This is a genomic window from Novosphingobium sp. TK71, assembly GCF_055361505.1.
Map to the genome: position 1 here is coordinate 1,659,992 of NZ_CM143962.1, position 21,086 is coordinate 1,681,077.

At 67.6% G+C, this 21,086-nt stretch carries 15 protein-coding genes and 1 riboswitch; of the genes, 10 read left to right on the forward strand and 5 right to left on the reverse strand.

Annotated elements, in window-relative coordinates; translation table 11 throughout:
- Window positions 1-11 precede the first annotated feature (11 nt).
- Window positions 12-2,108 (reverse strand): transglycosylase domain-containing protein, encoded by a 2,097-nt coding sequence (locus tag ACXJ16_RS07535; protein ID WP_454796949.1) that lies wholly within the window; start codon window positions 2,106-2,108, stop codon window positions 12-14.
- 314 nt (window positions 2,109-2,422) lie between these two features.
- Here ACXJ16_RS07535 and ACXJ16_RS07540 point away from each other — a divergent pair, with 314 nt between their 5' ends.
- The 7 genes from ACXJ16_RS07540 to ACXJ16_RS07570 all read left to right on the forward strand — a co-directional run bounded on the left by ACXJ16_RS07540 (window position 2,423) and on the right by ACXJ16_RS07570 (window position 10,337).
- The gene (locus ACXJ16_RS07540; protein WP_185997707.1) at window positions 2,423-3,907 is read left to right on the forward strand and encodes a class-III pyridoxal-phosphate-dependent aminotransferase; all 1,485 of its coding nucleotides are present in this window, start codon (window positions 2,423-2,425) and stop codon (window positions 3,905-3,907) included.
- Window positions 3,908-3,911: 4 nt separating this feature from the next.
- Window positions 3,912-5,507 (forward strand): glycosyltransferase family 39 protein, encoded by a 1,596-nt coding sequence (locus ACXJ16_RS07545; RefSeq protein ID WP_463921716.1) that lies wholly within the window; start codon window positions 3,912-3,914, stop codon window positions 5,505-5,507.
- Between the two features lie 167 nt (window positions 5,508-5,674).
- On the forward strand, window positions 5,675-6,670 hold the full coding sequence (locus tag ACXJ16_RS07550) for a UbiA family prenyltransferase (RefSeq protein WP_463921717.1): 996 nt from the start codon (window positions 5,675-5,677) through the stop codon (window positions 6,668-6,670).
- Window positions 6,671-6,681: 11 nt separating this feature from the next.
- On the forward strand, window positions 6,682-7,398 hold the full coding sequence (locus ACXJ16_RS07555; protein ID WP_324698792.1) for an HAD family hydrolase: 717 nt from the start codon (window positions 6,682-6,684) through the stop codon (window positions 7,396-7,398).
- Window positions 7,391-7,807: a hypothetical protein gene (locus tag ACXJ16_RS07560; protein ID WP_054441233.1), complete on the forward strand. Its 417-nt coding sequence runs from the start codon at window positions 7,391-7,393 to the stop codon at window positions 7,805-7,807. Before ACXJ16_RS07555 ends, ACXJ16_RS07560 begins: the two co-directional genes overlap by 8 nt.
- Window positions 7,804-9,246, forward strand: coding sequence for a GMC family oxidoreductase N-terminal domain-containing protein (locus ACXJ16_RS07565; RefSeq protein ID WP_132469453.1), 1,443 nt, complete (start codon window positions 7,804-7,806; stop codon window positions 9,244-9,246). Before ACXJ16_RS07560 ends, ACXJ16_RS07565 begins: the two co-directional genes overlap by 4 nt.
- 224 nt (window positions 9,247-9,470) lie before the next feature.
- Window positions 9,471-10,337, forward strand: a complete 867-nt coding sequence (locus tag ACXJ16_RS07570; RefSeq protein ID WP_324698789.1) for a hypothetical protein — start codon at window positions 9,471-9,473, stop codon at window positions 10,335-10,337.
- A gap of 107 nt (window positions 10,338-10,444) precedes the next feature.
- Here ACXJ16_RS07570 and ACXJ16_RS07575 read toward each other — a convergent pair whose 3' ends face one another.
- The 3 genes from ACXJ16_RS07575 to ACXJ16_RS07585 are packed head-to-tail and all read right to left on the reverse strand — an operon-like array spanning window position 10,445 to window position 13,778.
- Window positions 10,445-11,452: a lysylphosphatidylglycerol synthase transmembrane domain-containing protein gene (locus ACXJ16_RS07575; RefSeq protein ID WP_463921720.1), complete on the reverse strand. Its 1,008-nt coding sequence runs from the start codon at window positions 11,450-11,452 to the stop codon at window positions 10,445-10,447.
- Window positions 11,453-11,454: 2 nt separating this feature from the next.
- Window positions 11,455-12,114: a response regulator transcription factor gene (locus ACXJ16_RS07580; protein ID WP_324698788.1), complete on the reverse strand. Its 660-nt coding sequence runs from the start codon at window positions 12,112-12,114 to the stop codon at window positions 11,455-11,457.
- Window positions 12,111-13,778 carry a sensor histidine kinase gene (locus ACXJ16_RS07585; protein ID WP_054441221.1) on the reverse strand — a complete coding sequence of 556 codons (1,668 nt, stop codon included), beginning with the start codon at window positions 13,776-13,778 and terminating at the stop codon, window positions 12,111-12,113. Before ACXJ16_RS07585 ends, ACXJ16_RS07580 begins: the two co-directional genes overlap by 4 nt.
- 190 nt (window positions 13,779-13,968) lie before the next feature.
- A riboswitch (SAM-I-IV-variant riboswitch) is annotated at window positions 13,969-14,080 on the forward strand.
- 55 nt (window positions 14,081-14,135) lie between these two features.
- Between ACXJ16_RS07585 and ACXJ16_RS07590 the strand changes: the two genes are divergently transcribed.
- Together ACXJ16_RS07590 and ACXJ16_RS07595 are read left to right on the forward strand one after the other, a co-directional pair.
- Window positions 14,136-15,206 (forward strand): threonine aldolase family protein, encoded by a 1,071-nt coding sequence (locus ACXJ16_RS07590; protein ID WP_463921721.1) that lies wholly within the window; start codon window positions 14,136-14,138, stop codon window positions 15,204-15,206.
- A gap of 198 nt (window positions 15,207-15,404) precedes the next feature.
- Window positions 15,405-17,942: a PepSY domain-containing protein gene (locus ACXJ16_RS07595; RefSeq protein ID WP_463921722.1), complete on the forward strand. Its 2,538-nt coding sequence runs from the start codon at window positions 15,405-15,407 to the stop codon at window positions 17,940-17,942.
- Window positions 17,943-18,000: 58 nt separating this feature from the next.
- Here the strand turns inward: ACXJ16_RS07595 and ACXJ16_RS07600 are convergent, their stop codons facing one another.
- Complete coding sequence (locus tag ACXJ16_RS07600) at window positions 18,001-19,968, reverse strand: OPT family oligopeptide transporter (RefSeq protein ID WP_185997717.1); 1,968 nt, start codon at window positions 19,966-19,968, stop codon at window positions 18,001-18,003.
- A 167-nt stretch (window positions 19,969-20,135) separates the two neighbouring features.
- Here ACXJ16_RS07600 and ACXJ16_RS07605 point away from each other — a divergent pair, with 167 nt between their 5' ends.
- A complete protein-coding gene (locus tag ACXJ16_RS07605) occupies window positions 20,136-21,053 on the forward strand; it encodes a LysR family transcriptional regulator (RefSeq protein WP_054441217.1) in 918 nt (305 codons plus the stop codon).
- Window positions 21,054-21,086 lie beyond the last annotated feature (33 nt).

Sequence of the window (21,086 nt, forward strand, 5' to 3'; positions counted from 1 at the left end):
CCTGAGCAAACCTAGGGTTGCGGAGAAGACGAAGCGGCGGGTGCCGGATCGGTGCGGCGTGGCTGCACCAGTTGCTCGATGATCTGCCGCCCGTCGATCTGGAGCCCCTTCTCGTCCAGCTTCACGTCCACCGGAGCGCCGCCGATCTGGGTGGAGAGCACCGCCTTGCCCTCCTCCACGCGCAAGCTGGAATCGCCCAGCGGTATATCGCCGATATCCGGCACGTCGAGCGGCTGGACCGGGCCTTCGGGATCGGGGCTCCCGGTTGCACGGGGACGCGGCGCGGCGCGCTCGCCCAGCGCCTGCTGCATGAAATCGCGCCAGATACGGGCCGGAATCGTGCCGCCGGAAACCCCCTTGAGCGGCGTATTGTCGTCATTGCCAACCCACACGCCGACCACGAGATCCTTGGCATAGCCCACGAACAGCGCATCGCGGTTCTCCTGGCTGGTGCCGGTCTTGCCGTAATTCGCGGTTTGCAGCCGGGCGCCGCGCCCGGTGCCGCGATTGACGGCGCCGCGCAGCAAGGTCTCGATATCGTCGTGCTCGCTCTCGGACAGGCTGCGGCGGCCGCTGATGAGCCCGTCGAACCAGCCCTCCTCCTTGGCCTTGAACGCCGTCGGCGCGACCGGGAAGCGATTGCCGGCCACGCCCGCATAGGCCGCCGTCAGTTCCATCAGCGTCATGCTGGACGTGCCGAGCGCGAGGCTGGGATCGCCATGCGGCAGCGGCGCGGTGACGCCGAGCTTGCGCGCCATGTCGATCACCGCCTTGTCGCCCACTTTCTGGAACAGGCGCACGGCCGCCACATTGCTCGAATGGGCGAAGGCATCGGCCAGCGTGATCGTCTGCGAATAGGCGCCGCCGGCGTTCTGCGGGCGATAGTAGCCGATTTCGAACGGGGTGTTCTCGATCGTGTCGGTCGGCTTCCAGCCGTCATCGAGCGCGGCAAGATAGACGAAGAGCTTGAACGTCGAACCCGGCTGGCGCCGGGCCTGCGTCACGCGGTTGAACGGCGACTTGGCATAGTCGCGCCCGCCGACCATGGCCACGACCTCGCCATTGGGCCGCATCGCCACCAGCGCGACTTGCGCCTTGCCCAGCGGCGCATTCTCGATGGCGCGGCGCGCGGCGGCCTGGAGACGGGAATCGAGCGTGGTCTTGTAGGTCTGCGCGGCATAGCTCGCCTCGTCGAGCCCGCGCGCCTGCGGCAGCGCCCAGTCCGCGAAGTAGGTGCCGGTGGGCAGGTCGTTCTGCGAACGCACGTCAAGGCGCGGCGCACGGATGGCGCGGGCCTGCTCCGGCGTCATGTAGCCCGCCTCGACCATGGACTGGAGCACCAGCTTCATGCGCTGCGCGGCAAGATCGTAGTTGTTGGTGGGCGCGAGGCGCGAAGGCGCCTTCATCAGCCCCGCCAGCATGGCCGACTGCGCGGGCGAGAGGTTCTCGGGCTTGCGGTGGAAGTAATGCATCGAGGCCGCCCGCAACCCGTAGGTATTGTCGCCGAAGTAGGCGTTCGACAGGTAGCGTTCGAGGATCTCGTCCTTGCTCAGCCAGGCTTCCAGCCAGAATGCGATCAGCACTTCGCGCGCCTTGCGCGTCAGGCTGCGTTCGGAGGTGAGGAAGGTGAACTTGGCGAGCTGCTGGGTGATCGTGCTGCCGCCCTGGGTGCTGCCGCCGCTGACGTTGCTCCACAAGGCGCGGGCGATGCCGCGCGGATCGATGCCCCAGTGGCTGTAGAACCGGCGGTCCTCGATGGCGATGAAGGCCTGCGTGACGTGGATCGGCAGCTTCTTCACCTCCACCGGCGCATCGACGATGGCGCCGTTGCGCGCGATCGGGGTACCGTCCGCCGCCAGCAGCGTGACTTGCGGCGGCGAAATCGGCTGGAGCGACTTTGACAGCGGCGCCGTCACCAGCAGCCAGCCGATCAGCAGGAAGAACAGCATCAGCACGCCGGCGGTCCCGCGCGAAATCCACCACCAGCGCGAACGGCCGCGCGGCGGCGCCTCGGCGGAAGGCGGCGGGTTCGGGGAACTGGGGGAATGGTCGTCCTGGTCCGGCCCGCCTTCCGGCAGGCTTTTCAGGTTATCCAACGTCAAGGCCATATCGCGGCTTCGCCTGCACTTCCCATCCAACAAGGCCCGCAGCGGGCCGGATTTCGCCAATACGGGGTTCCGTGGCGCCTTGCGAGGCAAATGTTGTCGCAAAATCGACAAACCGATGACCGGAACCGGCGCAGGTCCATCCCTTCCGGTACGGTGTGCGTGCCATCCCGTCTATCCGGCAGGGGTAGCCCCGTTCCCGGAGGGCTAGGCCATGCGTTCCGGCGCGGGCATTCGGGAGTATAAGGTCCTGTAGATACACGCCGTCCCACCCGCCCGGTAGCCTGCTTGCATATCGATGGCAGGAGAGATCGAGCGTGACGGCACATTCCAAGATCGAAGCCCGGATCGAGACGCCCGGCCCGGATGCGCCGGAAGACCGCAAGCTGCTGTCGCTGGAGCAGAGCCTCGCGCTGGACGGCGATGCGGCGATGGACCTCTATGCCGCGCACCTCAACAAGTACATGCTCCAGGTCTTCGACATCCTCGGCCTGGCGCGCATGGATATCGAAAGCGCGCAAGGCGCCGAGATCACCTTGCGCGACGGCCGCACCATCCTCGACTATTCGGGTGGTTTCGGCGTGCTCGGGCTGGGCCACAACCACCCGCGCGTGATCGCCGCGGAGCGCCGCTGCCACGAGCTCAAGGTGCTGGACTGCATCAAGATCGCGCCGCACAAGCTGCAGGGCGCGCTGGCCTACAACATCTCGCGGTTCCTGCCCCGCCCGCTGGACGTCTCCTTCCTCGCGGTATCCGGCACCGAGGCCAACGAAGCGGCGATGAAGCTGTGCGAGCGCGTGCAGACCCCCAAGGGAAAGACCAAGTTCCTGTGCTTCCGGGGCGCCTTCCACGGCAAGACGCACGGCCCCCTCTCCCTCACCACCGCCACCGACGTGCAGAGCGGCTTTATCATGGGCGTTCCCCGGGAGAACGTCGTCTTCGCCACCTATGGAGACATCGAATCCGTGATCGAGGCGATCCGGCAGGAACGGACCGCAGGCGGCAACCGGATCATCGCCGGGATCGTCGAAACCATCCGGGGCACCTCCTGCGAAGTGCCGCGCCCGGGCTTCCTCACCGAATTCGCGGCGCTGTGCCGGCAGGAGGACATCCTGACGATCTTCGACGAAGTGAAGGTCGGCATGGGCCGCACCGGCAGGTTCTGCGCCTTCCAGCACGAGGACGTGGTGCCCGACGTCGTCACCCTCGCCAAGACGCTGGGCGGCGGCAAGCGCGAACTGGGCGCCATGGTCACCTCGCAGGCCCTGTTCGACAAGGCCTATGGCAACAAGCAGGACTGCAACCTGCACAGCTCCAGCTTCAGCGGCATGGGGGAATCCTGCGCGGTCGGCATCGAGACGCTCAACGTGCTCGCGGACGAGAAGCTGATCGAGCGGGCCGGACGCATCGGCGCTTACCTGAAAGCCGGGCTGGAACGCCTGCGCGAGAAGTATCCGCGCAAGATCGTATCCCTGCGCGGCAAGGGCTGCTTCCAGGCAATCGAGCTGAACTTCGGCCAGCAACTGGCTGAAAAAGCGATAGATATACGCAAGAACCCGCTTTTCGTGACTTACGAGACGGTGCTGATCGGCGCCGTGGCGCGCGAACTGTTCGAACGCCACGGCGTGCTCGTCCATTTCCAGCCCGGCGCCCGAGACCTGCTGCACTTCATGCCGCCCTACATCGTCGAGGAGGCACAGGTGGACCATCTGCTCGCCGCTCTGGACGACGTGCTGGGGCGCGGCGTGGCGGATGCCACGGTCCGCTTCGTCGCCAAGAACATCAAGCGCGTGCTGGGCTGAGCCGATGGCAACGCCCGCCGAGATGGCCCGCCCCTTCGCGGCCACCGCGCCCCGCCCTCCCCTGGGCCTTGGCAATGCCGCTTCGGTCCGGCAGGGCCGGATAGCCTGCGCGCTCCTGGTGCTGGGCTCGCTGGCGTTGCTCCAGTTCAACGTCCACCACGGGCTTTCCGTCACCCCGGACAGCACCCGCTACATGGGGATCAGCCCGATCCCCTACGACGCGCCGGTCTACCACTGGATGCTCGTGCTGCCCCATGCGCTGGGCGTGCCGCTGCTGACGGCGGCCATGGCCTGGGCGATCGTCACGCTCTGCACCAATGTCGTCATGATCTTCGCGCTGCTCCGGCGGGCCGCCGGGGACTGGCGCCATGCGGCGGTCGGCACCGCCCTCGTGGCGCTGGCACCGCAGTTCGTCGCCCTTCATGCCAGCGTGATATCGGAGCCGCCGTTCATCTCCTTCGTGTTGTTCACGCTGTGGTTCGTGCTCGACTACTTCGAGCATGGCCGCCAGCGCGACCTGGTGATCGCCTCGCTCATGCTGGGCATGGCCACGCTTGCGCGGTTCACCGCCCCGCCGCTGGGCGCCGCCATCGTGCTGGTCCTGCTCACCACGCCGCGCCTGCCGCTTGCCCGGCGCGTGGCCGACAGCGTGCTGATGGCCGTCCCGGGGGCCGCGCTGTTCTTCGGCTGGGTGATCCTGAGCACGCTGACGGTGGGCCATTCCATCGGCCGCGAGATGCGCTTCTACGGCAACATGGGGCCGGCGCAGTGGCGGGCCAATCTCGAAACCACCGCCGCCTGGCTGTTCCCCGACAACGTGCCGCTGGCCTTCCGCGTCAGCCTGCTCGTCCTGCTGCTCGGCTTTGCAGGCTGGCAGTTCGCCCGCCAGCTTGCCGCCTGGCGGAACGAGCGCGCCGATGCGCCCAGCGATGCGCGCACCGCCCTGTCGCTGGTCCTCGGGCTGTTCTTCGTGGGCTATCTCGCCTTCGTCTGGCTCTCGACGATGCTGGAGGCGAACCTTTCCTTCGTGGGGCGCTACGGTCTTCCCGCCTATCTGGTCCTGGCGATGCTGCTGACGCTTCAGGCAAGCGGGCTCGACCGCCGACTGGCCGCCCCCCGCGCCATGTGGTTCGCGCTGGCCGCGCTGGCGGCGGTGATCCTCGCCTCGCACACCGTGCGCACGGTCAGCCGCACCCATGACGCCTATCGCGAGGGTTCCGGCTTCCACGCCCGCATCTGGCGCGAATCCCCGACGATCGCGGCGGTGCGGGCGCTTCCCGCCGCCTCTCTGGTCTATTCGAACGGCCCCGAAGTCGTCACCCTGCTGACGGACCGCCGCGCGGGCATGGTGCCGATGGAGCGCCTGCTGCGCACCAACCGGCCCGATCCCAACGATCCGCCCGAAGCGCAGATCGCCCGCATCCGCGGCGAAGCGGCCGCATGGCCCGAGCGCCCGGTCTATGTGGTCGCCTTCGACAACATCGACTGGCGCTTCTACCTCGCCAGCGAAGACCGGCTGCGGCGCGCGCTCTCGCTGGTTCCCGTCGCCAGCTTCGCCGACGGACGCATCTACCGCGTGTCGCCCGCGGTGCAGCCATGACCCCGCCGCCGCCATCGGCATCCCCGCCCGCGATCGCGCCGCCCATCGCGGTGGCGCCAATCGCCTCCGGCCCGGTCGGCCCCCTCATTTCCGGAACAACAGCCGTTCCATCCGCATCCGTTTCACCGCCAGCCACCCCGCCCCCTCCGCTCCAGGAGAATCCCCCCATGCCCTCGACGGCCACGCTTGACCGCAAGACCGCGCGCCTGCGCGATTACCTGACCCTTGCCCGCTTCGATCACATCACCAAGCATGTGTTCATCATACCGGGCCTGATCCTCGCCTATGCACTGCGCGAGCCCTCGCTGCTGGACGCCCCGCAGCGCGTGGTCATCGGCTTCGTCGTGGCCATCGCGATCGCCTCGGCCAACTACGTCATCAACGAATGGCTGGACCGGGAATTCGACGCGCATCACCCCAGCAAGCACCACCGCAAGGCCGTGTCGCTGCAACTCTCGCCGGCGCTGGTCTATGTGGAATACCTGGCCTTCGCCGGGGTCGGCCTTTCGCTGGCGGCTTGGATGGGAGGCAGCTTCTTCGTCTTCTCGATCGTGTTCCTCGTCTCGGGCCTCGTCTACAACGTGCAGCCGATCCGCTCGAAGGACCGCCCGTTCCTCGACGTGATCTCGGAATCGGTGAACAACCCGATCCGCCTGACGCTGGGCTGGCTGATGATAGACCCCTCCAGCATGCCGCCCGTCAGCCTCCTGCTCGCCTATTGGACCGGCGGCGCCTTCCTCATGGGTTCCAAGCGCCTGTCCGAATACCGCGACATCACCGCCGCCGTCGGCCTTGAAACGCTGACCCGCTACCGCAAGTCCTTCGCCGGCTATACCGCCGAGAGCCTGGTGGTGAGCTGCCTCGTCTATGCCATGCTCTCGTCGTTCTTCCTCGGCGTGTTCCTCATCAAGTACCGGGTCGAATACGTCCTTGCCTTCCCGTTCATCGCCGGGCTGTTCGGTTGCTATCTCTGGCTGTCGATGCTGCCGGACTCGATCGCGCAGCGGCCGGAACGGATGTTCCGATCCCGCCGCCTGATGGCGACGCTGGGCGTGACCGTCAGCGTACTGCTGGTGCTCTCGTTCCTCGACCTTGCCGGCCTGTCCACGCTCACCAACCGCAGCTTCACCCCGGCGGACATGCTCCCCGGGCACCGCAAGTGAGGGCTGGAACGATGACGGAGTGGGGCAACATGTCCGAAGTGGGCTGGAAGAAGGTCGGGCTGGTCGTCTTCGACCTCGACGGTACGCTTTACGACCAGCCGCCGCTGCGCCGCGCCATGGCCATCGAACTGTGCAAGCACAGCCTGCGCCAGCGCAGCCTTCGCACCGTGCGCACCCTGCGCGCCTTTCGCCAGATCCGCGAACTGCTGGGCGAGGTGCAGGGCGACGACTTCACCCATGAACAGTTCAGCCTCACCTCGCGGCGCTGCGGCTGCTCGGAAGGGGAAATCCGCGCCATGGTGGAGGAATGGATCGAGCGCCGGCCGCTGGCGCTGCTCCCTCGCTACAAGGCGCGCGGGATCGACCGGCTGTTTTCCGCCCTGCGCGCCACCGGGCGGCGGATCGCGGTCTGGTCGGACTACCCGGTGGACGCCAAGCTCGCCGCGCTGGGGCTGCGTTGCGACCATACGATCTGGTCCGGCTCGGGCGGGGTCGGCCGCCTCAAGCCCAACCCCGCCGGCCTGCTGGCGCTGCTCGCCGAAACCGGCATGACGCCCGAGGAAACCCTCGTGATCGGAGACCGGGCGGATCGCGATGCCGCCGCCGCCGCCGCCATCGGCGTTCCCGCCCTCATCCGCACGCACGGCAAGACCGCCGAGCCCTCGGGCTTCCGCCGCTTCGACGATCCCCCCTTTAAGGCCATCCTCGCGGAGGGAGCCCATGCCTGAACGCGCCGCCATACCCCATTCCGGCCGGACCGGAGGCGGGATGATCCGATCCTGCATCGCGGCTCTCGTGGATGTCCTGGTGGAGGAAGTGCGCCCCGGCCTCTCGCCATCCGACCGAGCGACCGTGCGCGACTATGTGCTCGCCACCAGCGCGGCCATGCCCGATCACTTCCGGCTCGGCTTCCGGGGGCTGGCGCTGCTGTTCGAACTGTCGAGCCTGCCGGTCCATGGCCACCGCTTCTCCCGCCTTGCCCCGGGCGAGCGCGCCGCCCATGTCCGCGCCTGGCGTGGATCGCGGATCGGCTTTCGCCGCTCGATGATCGCGTTCTATTCCACCTTCTCCTGCTACGGCCTCTATTCGCTGCCCCTGCGCGAGGAACAGGCCCGCGCGAAACGGATCGCGGCATGAGCACGCCCGGCGAGATCCTCACCGAAGTGCTGGTGATCGGCTCCGGCCCCGGCGGCGCGGTAAGCGGCACGCTGTTCGCGCAGGCGGGCCACCGGGTGACGATGGTGGAAGAAGGCCAGCATCTCCCGCTCGAAGCCGCGCCGCACTTCTCGCGTGAGGAGATGCTGCTCAAGTACCGCAATGCCGGGGTCGGCGTCGCGCTGGGACGGCACAAGCTGGCCTGGGTGGAAGGGCGCTGCGTCGGCGGCGGCAGCGAGGTCAACCGCGGGCTCTACCACCGCACGCCCGCCTATGTGCTTGACGACTGGCGGCGCCGGTTCGATGTGCGCGATCTCGACCTTGCCGGAATGACGCCCCATTTCGCCGCCTGCGAGGCGATCGCGAAAGTCGAATATGCAGGCACCGCCGCCTCCGACATGTCGCGGCGGCTCCAGCAGGGCGCGCAGGCGCAGGGCTGGTTCGCGATCGAGGCGCCCCGCCTGTACCAGTACGCCGCCGATGGTCGCGGCGGTGAAAAGCAGTCGATGTCCGCCACTTTCGTGCGCCGGTTCCTGGAGGCGGGCGGCGAACTCCTGCCCGCCACGCGGATCGCCCGCCTGCGCCGCGAAGGCGGCATGTGGATCGCCGAAGGGTTCCGCCGCGGCGAGAACGGCCTGCCCCGCGCCGTGACCTTCCGCGCCGAAACCGTGGTCGTCGCCTGCGGCGCGGTGCAGACCCCTGCCCTGCTGCGCCGTTCCGGCATCTCCCACAATGTCGGCAACAGCCTGCGCTTCCATCCGATGGTCAAGGTCGTCGCGGAATTCGACCGCGACGTGAACCAGCCGGGCGATTTCGATCCGGTCCACCAGGTCAAGGAATTCGAGCCGCGCTTCGGCATGGGCTGCTCGATCAGCAATCCCGCGATGCTGGGCGTGGCGCTGGCCGGGCGCGAGGGCCACTGGGAGCTCGTGGCCGAACGCTGGCGGCGCATGGGTATCTACTACGTGCAGTCGGGCGGCGGCGTGGCCTCGGTGCGCAACCTGCCCGGCTTCGACGATCCGCTGGTCCGCATCCGTTTTTCGAAAGGCGATCTCTCCGTGCTCGGAGAGGGGCTGCGGCGGCTCTGCGAAGCGCTGTTCGCGGCGGGGGCCCGGACGATCTACCCCTGCGTCACCGGCTACCCGGACCTGCATTCCCCCGCCGATCTCGCGGACCTTCCCGAACTGCTGGAAGCAGGCGACGGCAACGTCACCTCGGTCCATGTCTTCTCCTCGTGCCCGATGGGCGAGGACACGCGGCGCACCGCCACCGATTCCTTCGGCAAGGTCCACGGCGCCCAGGGCCTCTACGTAAACGACGCCTCGCTTCTCTGCGGACCGACCTCGGTAAACCCGCAAGGCACGGTCATGGCTCTGGCCCACCGCAACGCCATGGAAGCCATGACCCGCCGCTTCCATTAGGGGCCAAGGGGCCGGTAGGCGAATGTCCGGTTTGAAGGCGGGTTTCGAGGATAACTGACGCTCACGCGGCGTTGGCTGCCGACCAGAGCAGCAGTTCCCGCTCCCTCTGCCTAATGTCTAATGCCTGCCGAACCCCGATCAAGGTCCACGAACGGCAACGGCAAGGACTAACTTCCGGCCTCGCATTGTTGTGCTAGACTGACGCCGGGTGGAAGGGGCAAGAAATGATCGACACCATGAAAAGCGGCTTGGAATGGGCACAGGGGCTCACGTTCTTTCCGAAATTAGGATTGAGTGTCGCAATCAGTGCGGCAGCCCTCGCATTCTTAATTGCGATTTGGCAAAAGCCGCCGCCGAACGCTGTCGAACCAAGCCTTCCCCTTTCGATCAACCAATCCTCGACGGACGGAGCCGATACAGCACAGATTGCGACCACGGGCGATCATTCACCCGCCATCGGCCAACATAACAGCGGCGGGATCAACGTCGCGGGCGATAATACCGGCGTGATCGCCGGGACGTATTACGCCGCACCCGCTACGGCTGCGGAGCGGGCGCAGCAAGGCAGTCGGCTCAAGCAGGAGCTGGGAGATTTTGCTAACTATCCTGACAAGTTCGAGGGGAAGCCTAGAACGATCCTTGAGACGCACAGCACCACCGGCCAGCCCCTCGCCCTCTACTCTATTTTGTCGCGTTACTATAAAACGACAATTTCAGATGTCCCGGATGTCGGCGCTGACCTCCTGAAGTTCAAGCGGGACTATTACACTTTCTCAGGCTCCGAAGCGCAATTTGAACAACGGGCGATTCTCAAGGTAGGAACGCTGGTTGAAGGCCGGCTGCGGCCGGCGTGGGAGATATATTTCTACTATTTTCTCCTGCGAAGTGCCGAGCACTCAATTGATGCGGTCAAGGCCGGGGGCAATTTCCTCAACTATGGCATCACATGGGAGGACGCCGAGCGGGTGTATCAAGCCTTAAACACCGATGCCGAGATAAGCGGCGGGATGAAGAGAAATCTCGCTCAGATCAGCGAGCTCCAGCGGTCGACGGGCGGTCTGATCGCGAACATCAAGAAGCTAGACTTTTAGGTCCCCCCAAAGTCCCAGCACCGGTGATAAGCGGAATGTCCGGTTATGCGCCCGCAAATGCTCAATTGAACGGCAAGAAGGGGCGCAATCCAGTCGCTGTATCCAGCTCAGCCTGCTCTCAGCAGCCGCAGCGGGGAGCCGGTTCGTGCGGCTGCCAGCCAGCCGAGTGCGAACAGTGCGGTCGGCAGCCAGAGCATGAGATGTGCCAGCAGGATCGTCGCGGTGGCCTGCTCGGCGCCGACACCTACCGCGCGGTAGGAAAGCATCCCGAAGAATTCGTAGGAACCGAAATGCCCCGGCAGCGCCGGCACCAGCGTGCCCAGCGTCGAAAAGGCAAAGGCCACCAGCGGCCGCAGACCCTCGGTCACGCTGCCGCCCAGGCTCACCCATGCCCCCAGCATGACGAGGCTTTCGAGCAGCCAGAGCGCGAAGGACAGCAGCACCATCCCTGCGATCCGCTTCGGGCCGCCGCTTCCCCGCACCGCGCGCGCCACCGCCCGTGCCGTTTCCGCCAGTTTCGCGGCGGCGGCGAACGGCAGTTTCCGCTCGATCAGGCCGGCCAGCCCCTCGATCAGCGCCGGCGAAAGCAGCACCGCGAGGCTCGCGATCACCGCGACCGCCAGCACCAGCCGGAACTGCGCCACGATCTCGGCGGGAAGCGTACTGTCCACCAGCATCAGGGCCACGCCGGCAACCATCAGGATCGACACGAGATCGAGCACGCGCTCCACCACCATCGCCCCCAGCACATGCCCCACCGGCAGTGCGAACCTGCGGTGAAACCAGTAGACGCGGAACACGTCGCCAAGGCGAAAGGGCAGGATATCGCTGATGCCGAAGCTTGCCACGAAAGGCGCCACCGTCGGCGCGAAGGGCACGTCCCGCCCGCCGGGATCGAGCAGCAGCCGGAACCGCCACGACCGCAGCAGGAAGTCGAGCGCATAGGCCAGCAGCGCCAGCGCCAGCGGCGACCATGTCGCGCGCACCAGCAGCGCGCCGACAGCGGCCATGTCCACCGTGGACCACAGCACCGCGAGGAAGGCCGCCCCCACCACCACGCCAAGCCAGAACCGCAGGCGGCCGCCTTGCGCAGCGGGTGGGGGCTGCGCCGTCATGGTCACTCCTGCTCGCTGCGCTGGGCCTGATACTTCACGAACAGCGTCGCCAGCGTGGTGCGGCTGGAAATGTCGAGCTTGCGGTAGATATTGTGGAGGTGAATGCTCACCGTCCCCTCGGTCGACCCGAGCATCCCCCCGATCGCCTTGTTCGAGAACCCTCGGCAGACCAGCGCGCTGATCTCCCGCTCACGCGGAGTGAGGTTGCCGATATCGGAGGCGATGTCCACGCCCCCGCCCCGCCGCCCCTTGGCGACCAGATCCTCCGGCAGCCACTTGCGACCGGACACCACCTCGCGCAGGCAGTCGAGCAGCGAATTGGCAGCATAGTCCTTGAGCAGCAGGCCCCAGACCCCAAGCGCGATGGCTTCGGCGATCTGCCGCCCGCTCATCGTCGCCGACAGGAAGATGACCCGGACCGGCCAGCCCGCCTCGCTGATCGCGCGCAGGATCGCGAGGCCGCCGACATCGGGCATCGACACGTCGAGCACCGCGACTTCGGGGCGCTTCTCCCGGATCACCGCCAGAGCGCGCGTGCCGCTGCCGGTGGCCTCGATCAGGTCCACCTCGCCCGTGCCGCGCAGCATGTCCGCCAGCCCGCGCAGCAGCAGGGGGTGATCGTCCGCAACCAGGACCCGGCAAGCGCTCGCGGGCATGTTCATGCGGCTTCCTCCAGCGGGATGACCATGGTGACGCGCAGTCCGGTTGCGCTGTCGTCCAGCGCGATCGAGCCGCCCAGTTGCATGGCCCGGCTGCGCAGCGAGGCCGGGCCGATCCCGTTCGCCGCTGGGCCCAGGCCCCGTCCGTTGTCGGCCACGCCCAGTTCCAGCGCGCTGCCGATCAGCCGCGCCTCCAGCGCGATCTGCGTGGCGGCGCCGTGGCGCACGGCGTTCGCGGTCGCCTCGGAAAAGAGCTGGATCACCTCGTCCACAAGGCTGCGCGGCAACTGCGCGGCGCGTCCGTGCCAGTCGAACAGAACGGTGACGCCCCACTTCTTTTCGAGAATGTCGGCCTCCCGGCGCAAGTCGGCCACCATGTCGGTGGGCGCTCCGCCGTCGCAATCGCGCTGGTCCTCCACGAAGCTGCGGATGCGCCGCTGCTGCTGGGTCACGAGTTCCTCGATGTCCTTGAGTTCGGCCGCCAGCTCCCTTGCGCCCGCCGGATCGCGCGCCGCCAGCCCGCGCAGCTTGAGCGTCGTGGCGGTCAGGTCCTGCAGCACGCTGTCATGCAGGTCCTGCGCGAAGCGGCTGCGTTCGTCGGCACGGACGCTGTCGGCATGGCGGGCCACCAGTTCGACATGCTCCAGTTCGGACCCCGTGCGCGCGGCGATGATCTCGGTGAGCGCCAGCGCGTCCTCCGGCCGCCCTTCGGGATCGACCAGGATCAGCGCCCCGCGGAACCGCAGCCCGGAAAAGCCGGAACGCACCGCATAGTCGTGCGAACGCGGACGCGGCAGGCCCAGCCCGCCGAGCATGAGCGTAAGCGCCAGCATCTCGTCCGGTCCAAGCTGGCTGGCCCGCGTGCGGTCCATGAAGTCGAGCCGCGCCTCGGAAAAGGCGCTGCGGAAATTGGCGCGGTCCAGCGGCCGCAGGTCGAGCCCCTGCTTGCGCCAATGGGCGATGAAGCCGGTCGGCTCGTCCTGCTCGCGCCAGATCAGGATCAGGCTTTCGCAGCCGGTGACGGTGGCGGCATGGCGGCACAGTTCGGACAGCCAGCCGCGCCGGTCGCCGAACCCGGCATCCATTGGCCAGCTCGCCAGCCGCGCCAGCCGTTCGCGGCTGCTTTCGCGGTAAGCCCCGAAATAGCCGAGCATCACCGCGCAGACCAGGAAGTAGGCCGCCCGGATGATGAGCACGTTGAGTTCGGATTCACCGTCGAGAATGTCGGGAATGCCGACCGCGAACAGCACCATCTCCAGCATGACCGCGCCGACGATCGCGCCCGCGAACCCCCAGCGCACCGCCATCGCCAGCAGCGCAAAGGGCAGAAACGAGAAGAACGGGCTGGTCAGTTCGTTGGTGAGGAACGCCAGCCAGCCGAGGATCGCGGTATCCAGGACGTGAACGGCGAAGTGGACCGGGCTGTCCACCGGCTTGCGGATCGGCACCGCCACCAGCAGGATCGCCATGACGAGGTAGATCGCCAGCACGTCCTGCGCCTCGTGCCGGTAACGGCCGGGCTGCGTGGGATCGAGATAGATCGCGATCACCGCGAAGATCGCGGTCATCAGGCGGCCATAGCCGATCAGCCGGTTTGGATCGGTGATCAGCAGCGCCTGGCGCGCCCGGCTCAGGCCGGATGATCTCGCGTCGAATGTCCGCCCCATGTTCCTAGCTGTCTTGCCGAACCGCCCGGCGAAGTGCCGGAAGCGACGGGAAAAACCTACGAAGGCCGGGGCTCCGCGTCGAGTCAGCCTTCCTGCTGATACCCCTGCTCGAAATCGCCGGAACCGTTCTCCGATTGATGGTCCGGCCCGTCTTCCGATTGACGGCGGACCGGGATCGGCCTAGCAGACGCCCCAGCATCAAGAGTCGGGATAATGCCCGGCACCAACCTGCTCCCGAGCAAGGTGGTACCTTCGCAGACATGCGAAGGGATGTGGCCGGACCGGCAACAAACGGGTTTTCCAGCTGCATCGCCGTCATTTTCCTCCCGGCTCGCCGAGCCCAGAAGGAAATACCGCATGTCCCAGATCCGTCCCGCCCCGGCCCAGCAATTCGCCAGCGACAATTATGCCGGAATCTGCCCCGAGGCCTGGTCCGCGATGGAGCTGGCCAATACCGGCTCGGCCACCGCTTACGGCGAGGATGAATGGACGCGCCGCGCCGCCGACGCCTTCCGCGCGCTGTTCGCCATCGATTGCGACGTCTATTTCGCCTTCAACGGCACTGCCGCCAACTCGCTGGCGCTTGCCGCGCTGTGCCAGTCCTATCACTCGGTGATCTGCTCCTCCTCCGCCCACGTCGAGACCGACGAATGCGGCGCGCCGGAGTTCTTCTCGAACGGGTCCAAGCTGCTGGTCGCCCAGAGCGCCGACGGCAAGCTGACGCCGGAGGCCATTCGCGCGCTCGCCACCGGCCGGTCGGACATCCACTTCCCCAAGCCGCGCGTCGTCACCATCACCCAGCCGACCGAGACCGGGCAGGTCTATTCCGTGGCCGAAATCGAGGCGATCTCCGCCACCTGCCGCGCGCTCGGGCTGAAGCTGCACATGGACGGCGCCCGCTTCGCCCATGCCTGCGCGGCGCTGGACTGCACCCCCGCCGAGATCACCTGGCAGGCCGGCGTGGACGTGCTCTGCTTCGGCGGCACCAAGAACGGCATGGCCGTGGGCGAAGCGGTCATCTTCTTCGACCGCACGCTGTCGGAAGACTTCTCCTACCGCTGCAAGCAGGCCGGGCAGCTCGCCTCGAAGATGCGCTACCTCTCGGCGCCGTGGATCGGCGTGCTCGAAAGCGGCGCATGGCTGGCGAACGCGCGCCATGCCAATGGCTGCGCCCGCCGCCTTGCGGATGCCTTCGCGGGTGTGGCCGGGCTGGAACTGATCTTCCCGGTCGATGCCAACGCCGTGTTCCTGGCCGCGCCCGAACCGGTTCTGGATGGACTGCGCGCGCGCGGCTGGCGCTTCTACACCTTCATCGGCGGCGGTGCCCGCTTCATGTTCGCGTGGGACGCCGACCCGGCACAAGTGGACCGCCTTGCCGCCGACGTGCTCGATCTTGCGCGAGAATGTACCCGCCCGGTCGCGGCCTGAAGGCAGGAGCGGCGCGCCTTGCGAAGGTCCGCGCGCGCCGCTCCTGCAAACGAATGAAATCTCTGTTGCTATTGCAAGTTGATCGCATTAGCGAAGCTCCCTCGAGGGAAGACTTGCGAAAGTCCAGAGGCCGAACGGCACGCGCTTTCCCGAGGGGCCGGCGGGCGGCCCCGGCAAGATCAAGCGGGAAGCTAAGACGTGACGCGGCAGGTACTGTTTCAGATTCACTGGTTCCTCGGAATCACCGCCGGCTTCGTGCTCGCGCTGATGGGCGTGACCGGCGCCACGCTGAGCTTCGAGAACGAGATCATGCGCCTGCTCAGCCCGGGCATCGTCACCCTTTCCCCCGGTAAGGGCCCGGCGCTTTCCCCTGACGAAGTGATCGCCCGCGCCTCCGCGCAGCGCGCCGGTCTCAAGGTCGAGCGGCTGACCGCCGAGCACGACCCCGAGGCCGCCTGGCAGGTCCAGTTCGCCGCGCAGGGCAAGGAGCGGCGCGGCGAGCGCAGCTACGTGGACCCGCGCAGCGGCATCCTGCTGGGACAGCCCAGCGGCACCGGCTTCTTCCGCACGGTGGAGGACCTGCACCGCTGGCTCGCGCTGCCGGGCGGCGGCAACGGGATCGGCCGCCAGATCACCGCCTTCTCCGCGATTTCGCTGGTGTTCTTCGCAATCTCCGGCCTCTACTTGCGCTGGCCCCGCCGCACGTTCGACTGGCGCGCATGGCTGGTGCTGGACCTGCGCAAGAGCGGCCGCAACCTTTACCGCGCGCTGCACGCCGTGATCGGCGGCTGGGTGGCGCTCGTCTATCTGCTGAGCGCGATGACCGGGCTCTGGTGGTCCTACGACTGGTACCGGCAGGGCGTGCTCTACGCGCTCACCGGCAAGACCAGCCGCGAGGAAAGCGGGCATGGCGGCGGCGCGAACGGCAAGGAAGGCGCGAAGGAAGCCGCAAAGGAAGCCCCTGTGCCCAGCCTGGCCCGCGCCTGGCCCACGGTGCTGGCCGCGATGGACGGCCGCTATCGGTCGATCTCCATTTCCATGCCAGAGGACGGCAAGAAAACGGCCACGTTCCGGGTGCTGCTGGAAGATGCCCGGCATGACCGCATGACCGATGACATCAAGGTCGATCTTGCCGACGGCAAACTGGTCAAGGCCGACCGCTACGACCGGCGCAGCCTGGGCAAGGTCATCACCACCAGCATGTACGAACTGCATCGCGGCGCCTTCTTCGGGATCGGCGGACGCATCCTGCTCCTGCTGACCAGCCTGACGATGCCGCTTTTCACCGTTACCGGACTGCTGCTCTACCTTGTGCGCCGCCGCAAGAAACGGTCGCTCAGGGAAGTGGTGGAGGCCCAGCCCGCCCTGTCCGCCGCTACCGGCGACCTGCTTGTCGCCTTCGCCAGCCAGACCGGCGGCGCCGAACGCCTCGCCCGCCAGACCGCCGCCGCGCTGGGCGGCGCCCGGGTCGTGCCGCTTTCGGCAGTGGACGATGCGCTGCTCTCCGATGTCGATCGCGCGCTCTTCGTGGTCAGCACTTATGGCGAAGGCGAACCGCCCGACCCGGCGCGCCGCTTCGCCCGTCAGGCGATGGCGACCCCGCCCGGCGCCGAACACCTCGAATATGCCGTCCTCGCCCTTGGCGACCGCGAATATCCCGAGTTCTGCGCCTTCGGCCATTCCGTTGACCGCTGGCTCCATGCCGGCGGCGCGCGGCGCCTGTTCGACATGGTGGAAGTGAACGGCGAGGATATCGACGCCCAGCGCCAGTGGCAGCAGCAACTCGCCGCGCTCGGCGCCGAACCCGACATGCCGGACTGGGAGCCCGCCGCTTACGAGAACTGGCAGCTTGCCGAACGCCGCCTGCTCAATCCTGGCAGCGCCGGAGGCCCTGCCTTCCTCGTCAGCCTAAGGCCCGCTACCGATCCGATGCCGTCATGGCAGGCGGGTGACATCGCCGAAGTCCTGCCCGGCGCCAACGATCCCGCGCGCATCGCCGCCTACCTTTCGGCCTGCGGGCTGGGCCGCGATGTCGAGGTGGAGGGCAAGTCCCTGGCCGATCACCTCTCCCGCGCGCTCATTCCCGACCATCCGGTGGAAAGCGCCGGGGAACTCGTGGCCGCGCTTCGTCCCCTGCCGCACCGCGAATATTCGATCGCATCGGTCCCCGGCGACGGCAGCCTCGACCTGCTGGTCCGCCAGGTGGAACGAACGGACGGCACGCTGGGTCTCGGTTCCGGCTGGCTGACGCATTTCGCTTCGCCGGGCGGCGCAGTCTCGCTTCGCCTGCGCGCCAACGAGGGCTTCCACGCTCCCGCCGGGGGGCGCCGCCTGATCCTGATCGGCAACGGCACCGGCCTTGCCGGGCTGCGCGGCCACTTGCGCCAGTCCCGCGCCGAGGGACGCGGCGGGCACTGGCTGCTGTTCGGCGAACGCAGCCGCGCGCATGACGCCCTGCTTCCGGGCGAAGTGGACGGCTGGCTGGCGGACGGCACGCTCATCCGCCTCGACCGCGCATGGTCGCGCGATGCGGACTGCGGGCGCTATGTGCAGCACCTGCTGGCCGAAGCCGAGGCGGACCTGCGGGACTGGGTGGAAAACGGCGCCGCGATCCTCGTCTGCGGCAGCCTTCAGGGCATGGCCCCGGCGGTTGACGACGCCTTGCGCCGTGCGCTGGGCGACGAACGGGTGGAAGCGATGGCCGAAGCCGGGCTCTATCGCCGCGATATCTATTGAAGCCGTGATCTCTTGAAAGTTGCGGGGCTCCCTTCGCGGAGCCCCGCAACCTTTCCGATCAGGCCGAAGTGACCAGCCTGCGCGTGCGGGCATAGAGCATGTAGACCAGCGCGAAGAACAGCACCGTGCCGCCTGTCAGCGCCGGCCCGGCGAAACCGTCGCCCACCAGTGCCAGCGGTGCGTCGCTGCCCGAAGCCGCGACGATGCCCGCAAAGCCCACGCCCCACAGGCTCTCGCCCACGATCAGGCCGGTGGCGGTCAGCACGCCCATGCGCTCGGCGAATTCCGGGTCGCGCTGCTGCCTCGCCCAGCGGTCGTAAAAGAAGCCCAGCACCGAGCCGATCACCGTCGGCAGGATCACGCTCATCGGCAGGTAGATGCCGATCCCGACGCCAAGGGGCGGCAGGCGCAGGCGGCCCATCAGCCCCAGCACTTCGTCCAGCGCGACGAACACCACGCCCGCCGCAGCGCCCCAGCCGATCATCGTCCAGTTGAGATTTCCGCCCAGCACGCCCTTGGCCAGGGTCGAGATCAGCGCCGCCTGCGGCGCGGGCAGCGCATTCGGCCCGGCATTGGCCGCTCCGGCAAAGCCGAAGGCGGTGTTCAGCAGGTCCAGCACCGGCGGGATCACCAGCGAGCCGAACACCACGCCGATCACCAGCGCCACCTGCTGCTTCCACGGCGTAGCGCCGATGAGTTGCCCGGTCTTGAGATCCTGGAGGTTGTCGTTGGAGATTGTCGCCACGCCGAAGACGATGCCGGTGACGATCAGCGCGTAGGCGACCAGCGCATCGGTCGTCTCGGCGCCCTGCCCCCGGCCGAACAGGCCGACCAGCATGAGCGAGGCGGCGACCACGGAAAGGATGCCGATGCCGGAAACCGGCGAATTCGACGCGCCGATCAGCCCCGCCATGTAGCCGCAGACCGCCGCGATGAGCAGGCCGATCACGAGGATGAACAGCAGCGCGCCAAAGATCAGCAGCATTTCCGAACCGGCCAGCGGCCCGCTGCCGATCACGCTCCACAGCAGCACCGCGATCGGCACCAGCATGGCCAGCGAGCCCACGAACACGATCGAGATCGGCAGGTCGCGCTCCTCCACCGCCAGCACCGTTCCGGCATGGCGCGCACGGCTGGCCGCCATGGCCGAACGCACGCCGCCGATCACCGGCCCGGCGATCCGCAGCAGGGTCCAAACCGCCGCAACGCCGATCACGCCCGCGCCGAAGAAGCGCACATTCTCGGAAAATACCGTGGTCGCCCAGACTTCCGCGCCGCCCGGCAGCGGGTTCTGCGCGGTCAGCATCGGCAGGAGCACCCACCAGCCGACGACGAGACCGAGGAACATCGCCATGCCCACCGAGATGCCCACGAGGTGGCCCACGCCCATCAGAGCGAAGGACAGGCCCCCGGAAATGCCGGTGGCCCCCGGCCCCGCCCGGAACCAGAGCGAGGCTTCGGCAACGGCAAGGCGCGTCTGCGTGAGGATTGCGAAACCGGCCGAAGCCAGCGCATTCCACAAGAGCACCGAAAGGCCCTTGGCGCTTTCCTCGGCCCCTTCGCGCGATTCGGAACCCACGCGCAGCACTTCGGCAGCGGCATGGCCCTCGGGATAGGGAAGCGGCGTGTCGATCACCAGCGCGCGGCGCAGCGGCACCGAGAACAGCACGCCGAGGATGCCGCCCGTGCCGGTGATCGCCGCCGTCGTCCAGTAGGGGAAGCCCTGCCAGTAACCGATCATGACGAGGCCGGGCAGCACGAAGATGATCGCCGCCAGCGTGCCCGCCGCGCTCGCCACGGTCTGGACGATGTTGTTCTCGAAGATCGTCGAATCCTTGAAGCCGCGCAGGATCGCCATCGAGATGACGGCGGCCGGGATCGAGGTCGCGAAAGTCAGGCCTACCTTCAGGCCGAGATAGACGTTGGCCGCCGTGAACAGCAGCGTGATCACGCCGCCCAGCAGCACGCCGCGCAGTGTCAGTTCCAGCGGCGAGCCTGCTCGCGCGCTGCCTGTTTCTTTTGCCATGTCTTTCCGTTCGGGAAACAAAGTGATTGCCGCCCTCATCGCACGGCCGCCGCCTGCGGGGCAAGCATCGCAAGGCCCCGCAGGCGGAGGGGGAGGCATCGCAAGCCGCCCGATCGCCCTGCTTTTGCCCCGTTGGCGCAGGACCGGCGCCGTGCTAGCCGCTAGCGATGCTGACCATCAGGCAGATCGAGATCTTCCGCGCGGTAATGATTACCAAGACGGTGAGCGGCGCCGCGCGCATGCTGGGCACCTCGCAGCCCGGTCTCAGCCGCATGCTCGGCCACATGGAGGACAAGCTCCACTTCCGCCTGTTCGACCGTACGCGCGGCCGGCTGGTGCCCACGTCCGAAGCCCGCGTGCTGTTCGAGGAGATCGAGCAGATCTACAAGGGCTTCAACGATCTGGAACACGTCGTCCGCCGCCTCGCCAAGGGGGAGGACCGCACGTTCAGGGTCGGCGCCTCTCCGTCGCTGGGGCATTCGGTGGTGCCGCAGATGCTCTCTCGGCTGACCGCCAATTATCCCGGCCTCACCATCCAGTTCGACATTCTCTCGGTGGAGCAGGCGGACGACTGGCTGGCACTTCAGCGCGGCGACTATGCGTTGACGGTGTTCCCCATCGACCATCCCAACGTGCTTTCCAGCCGCATCGGCGCCGGCCGCATGGTCTGCGCCGTGCCCGCCGGGCACCGCCTTGCCGAACGCGAGCGGATCACCGTGGCCGACCTCGGGGGCGAGCGCATCCAGTCATTCCGGGAAGACACTCCGCACGGCCGGATCATCGCCCGGATGTATGCGGATGCGGGCGAGGAACTGGACATCGCCACCTATATCCGTTTCGCCGAAACCGCCGTGGCCTTCGTGGCGCAGGGCATGGGCATCGCGCTGGTGGACAGCTTCACCGCCATGCAGCCCCACGCGGACACCGTGCGCTTCCTCGAATTCGAGTCGCCCGGCGTGCTGCCGGTCTACGTCAGCCGCAACCTCGACGTGGCGCGCACTCTCGTAGGGGAGACCTTCGAGGAGATCGCCCGCAACATACTGATGAACCTGCCAAGAGTTATAGGCCATAACATAACGCTATAAGTCACATCGTCGTGATGTCTGGCAATGCACCCC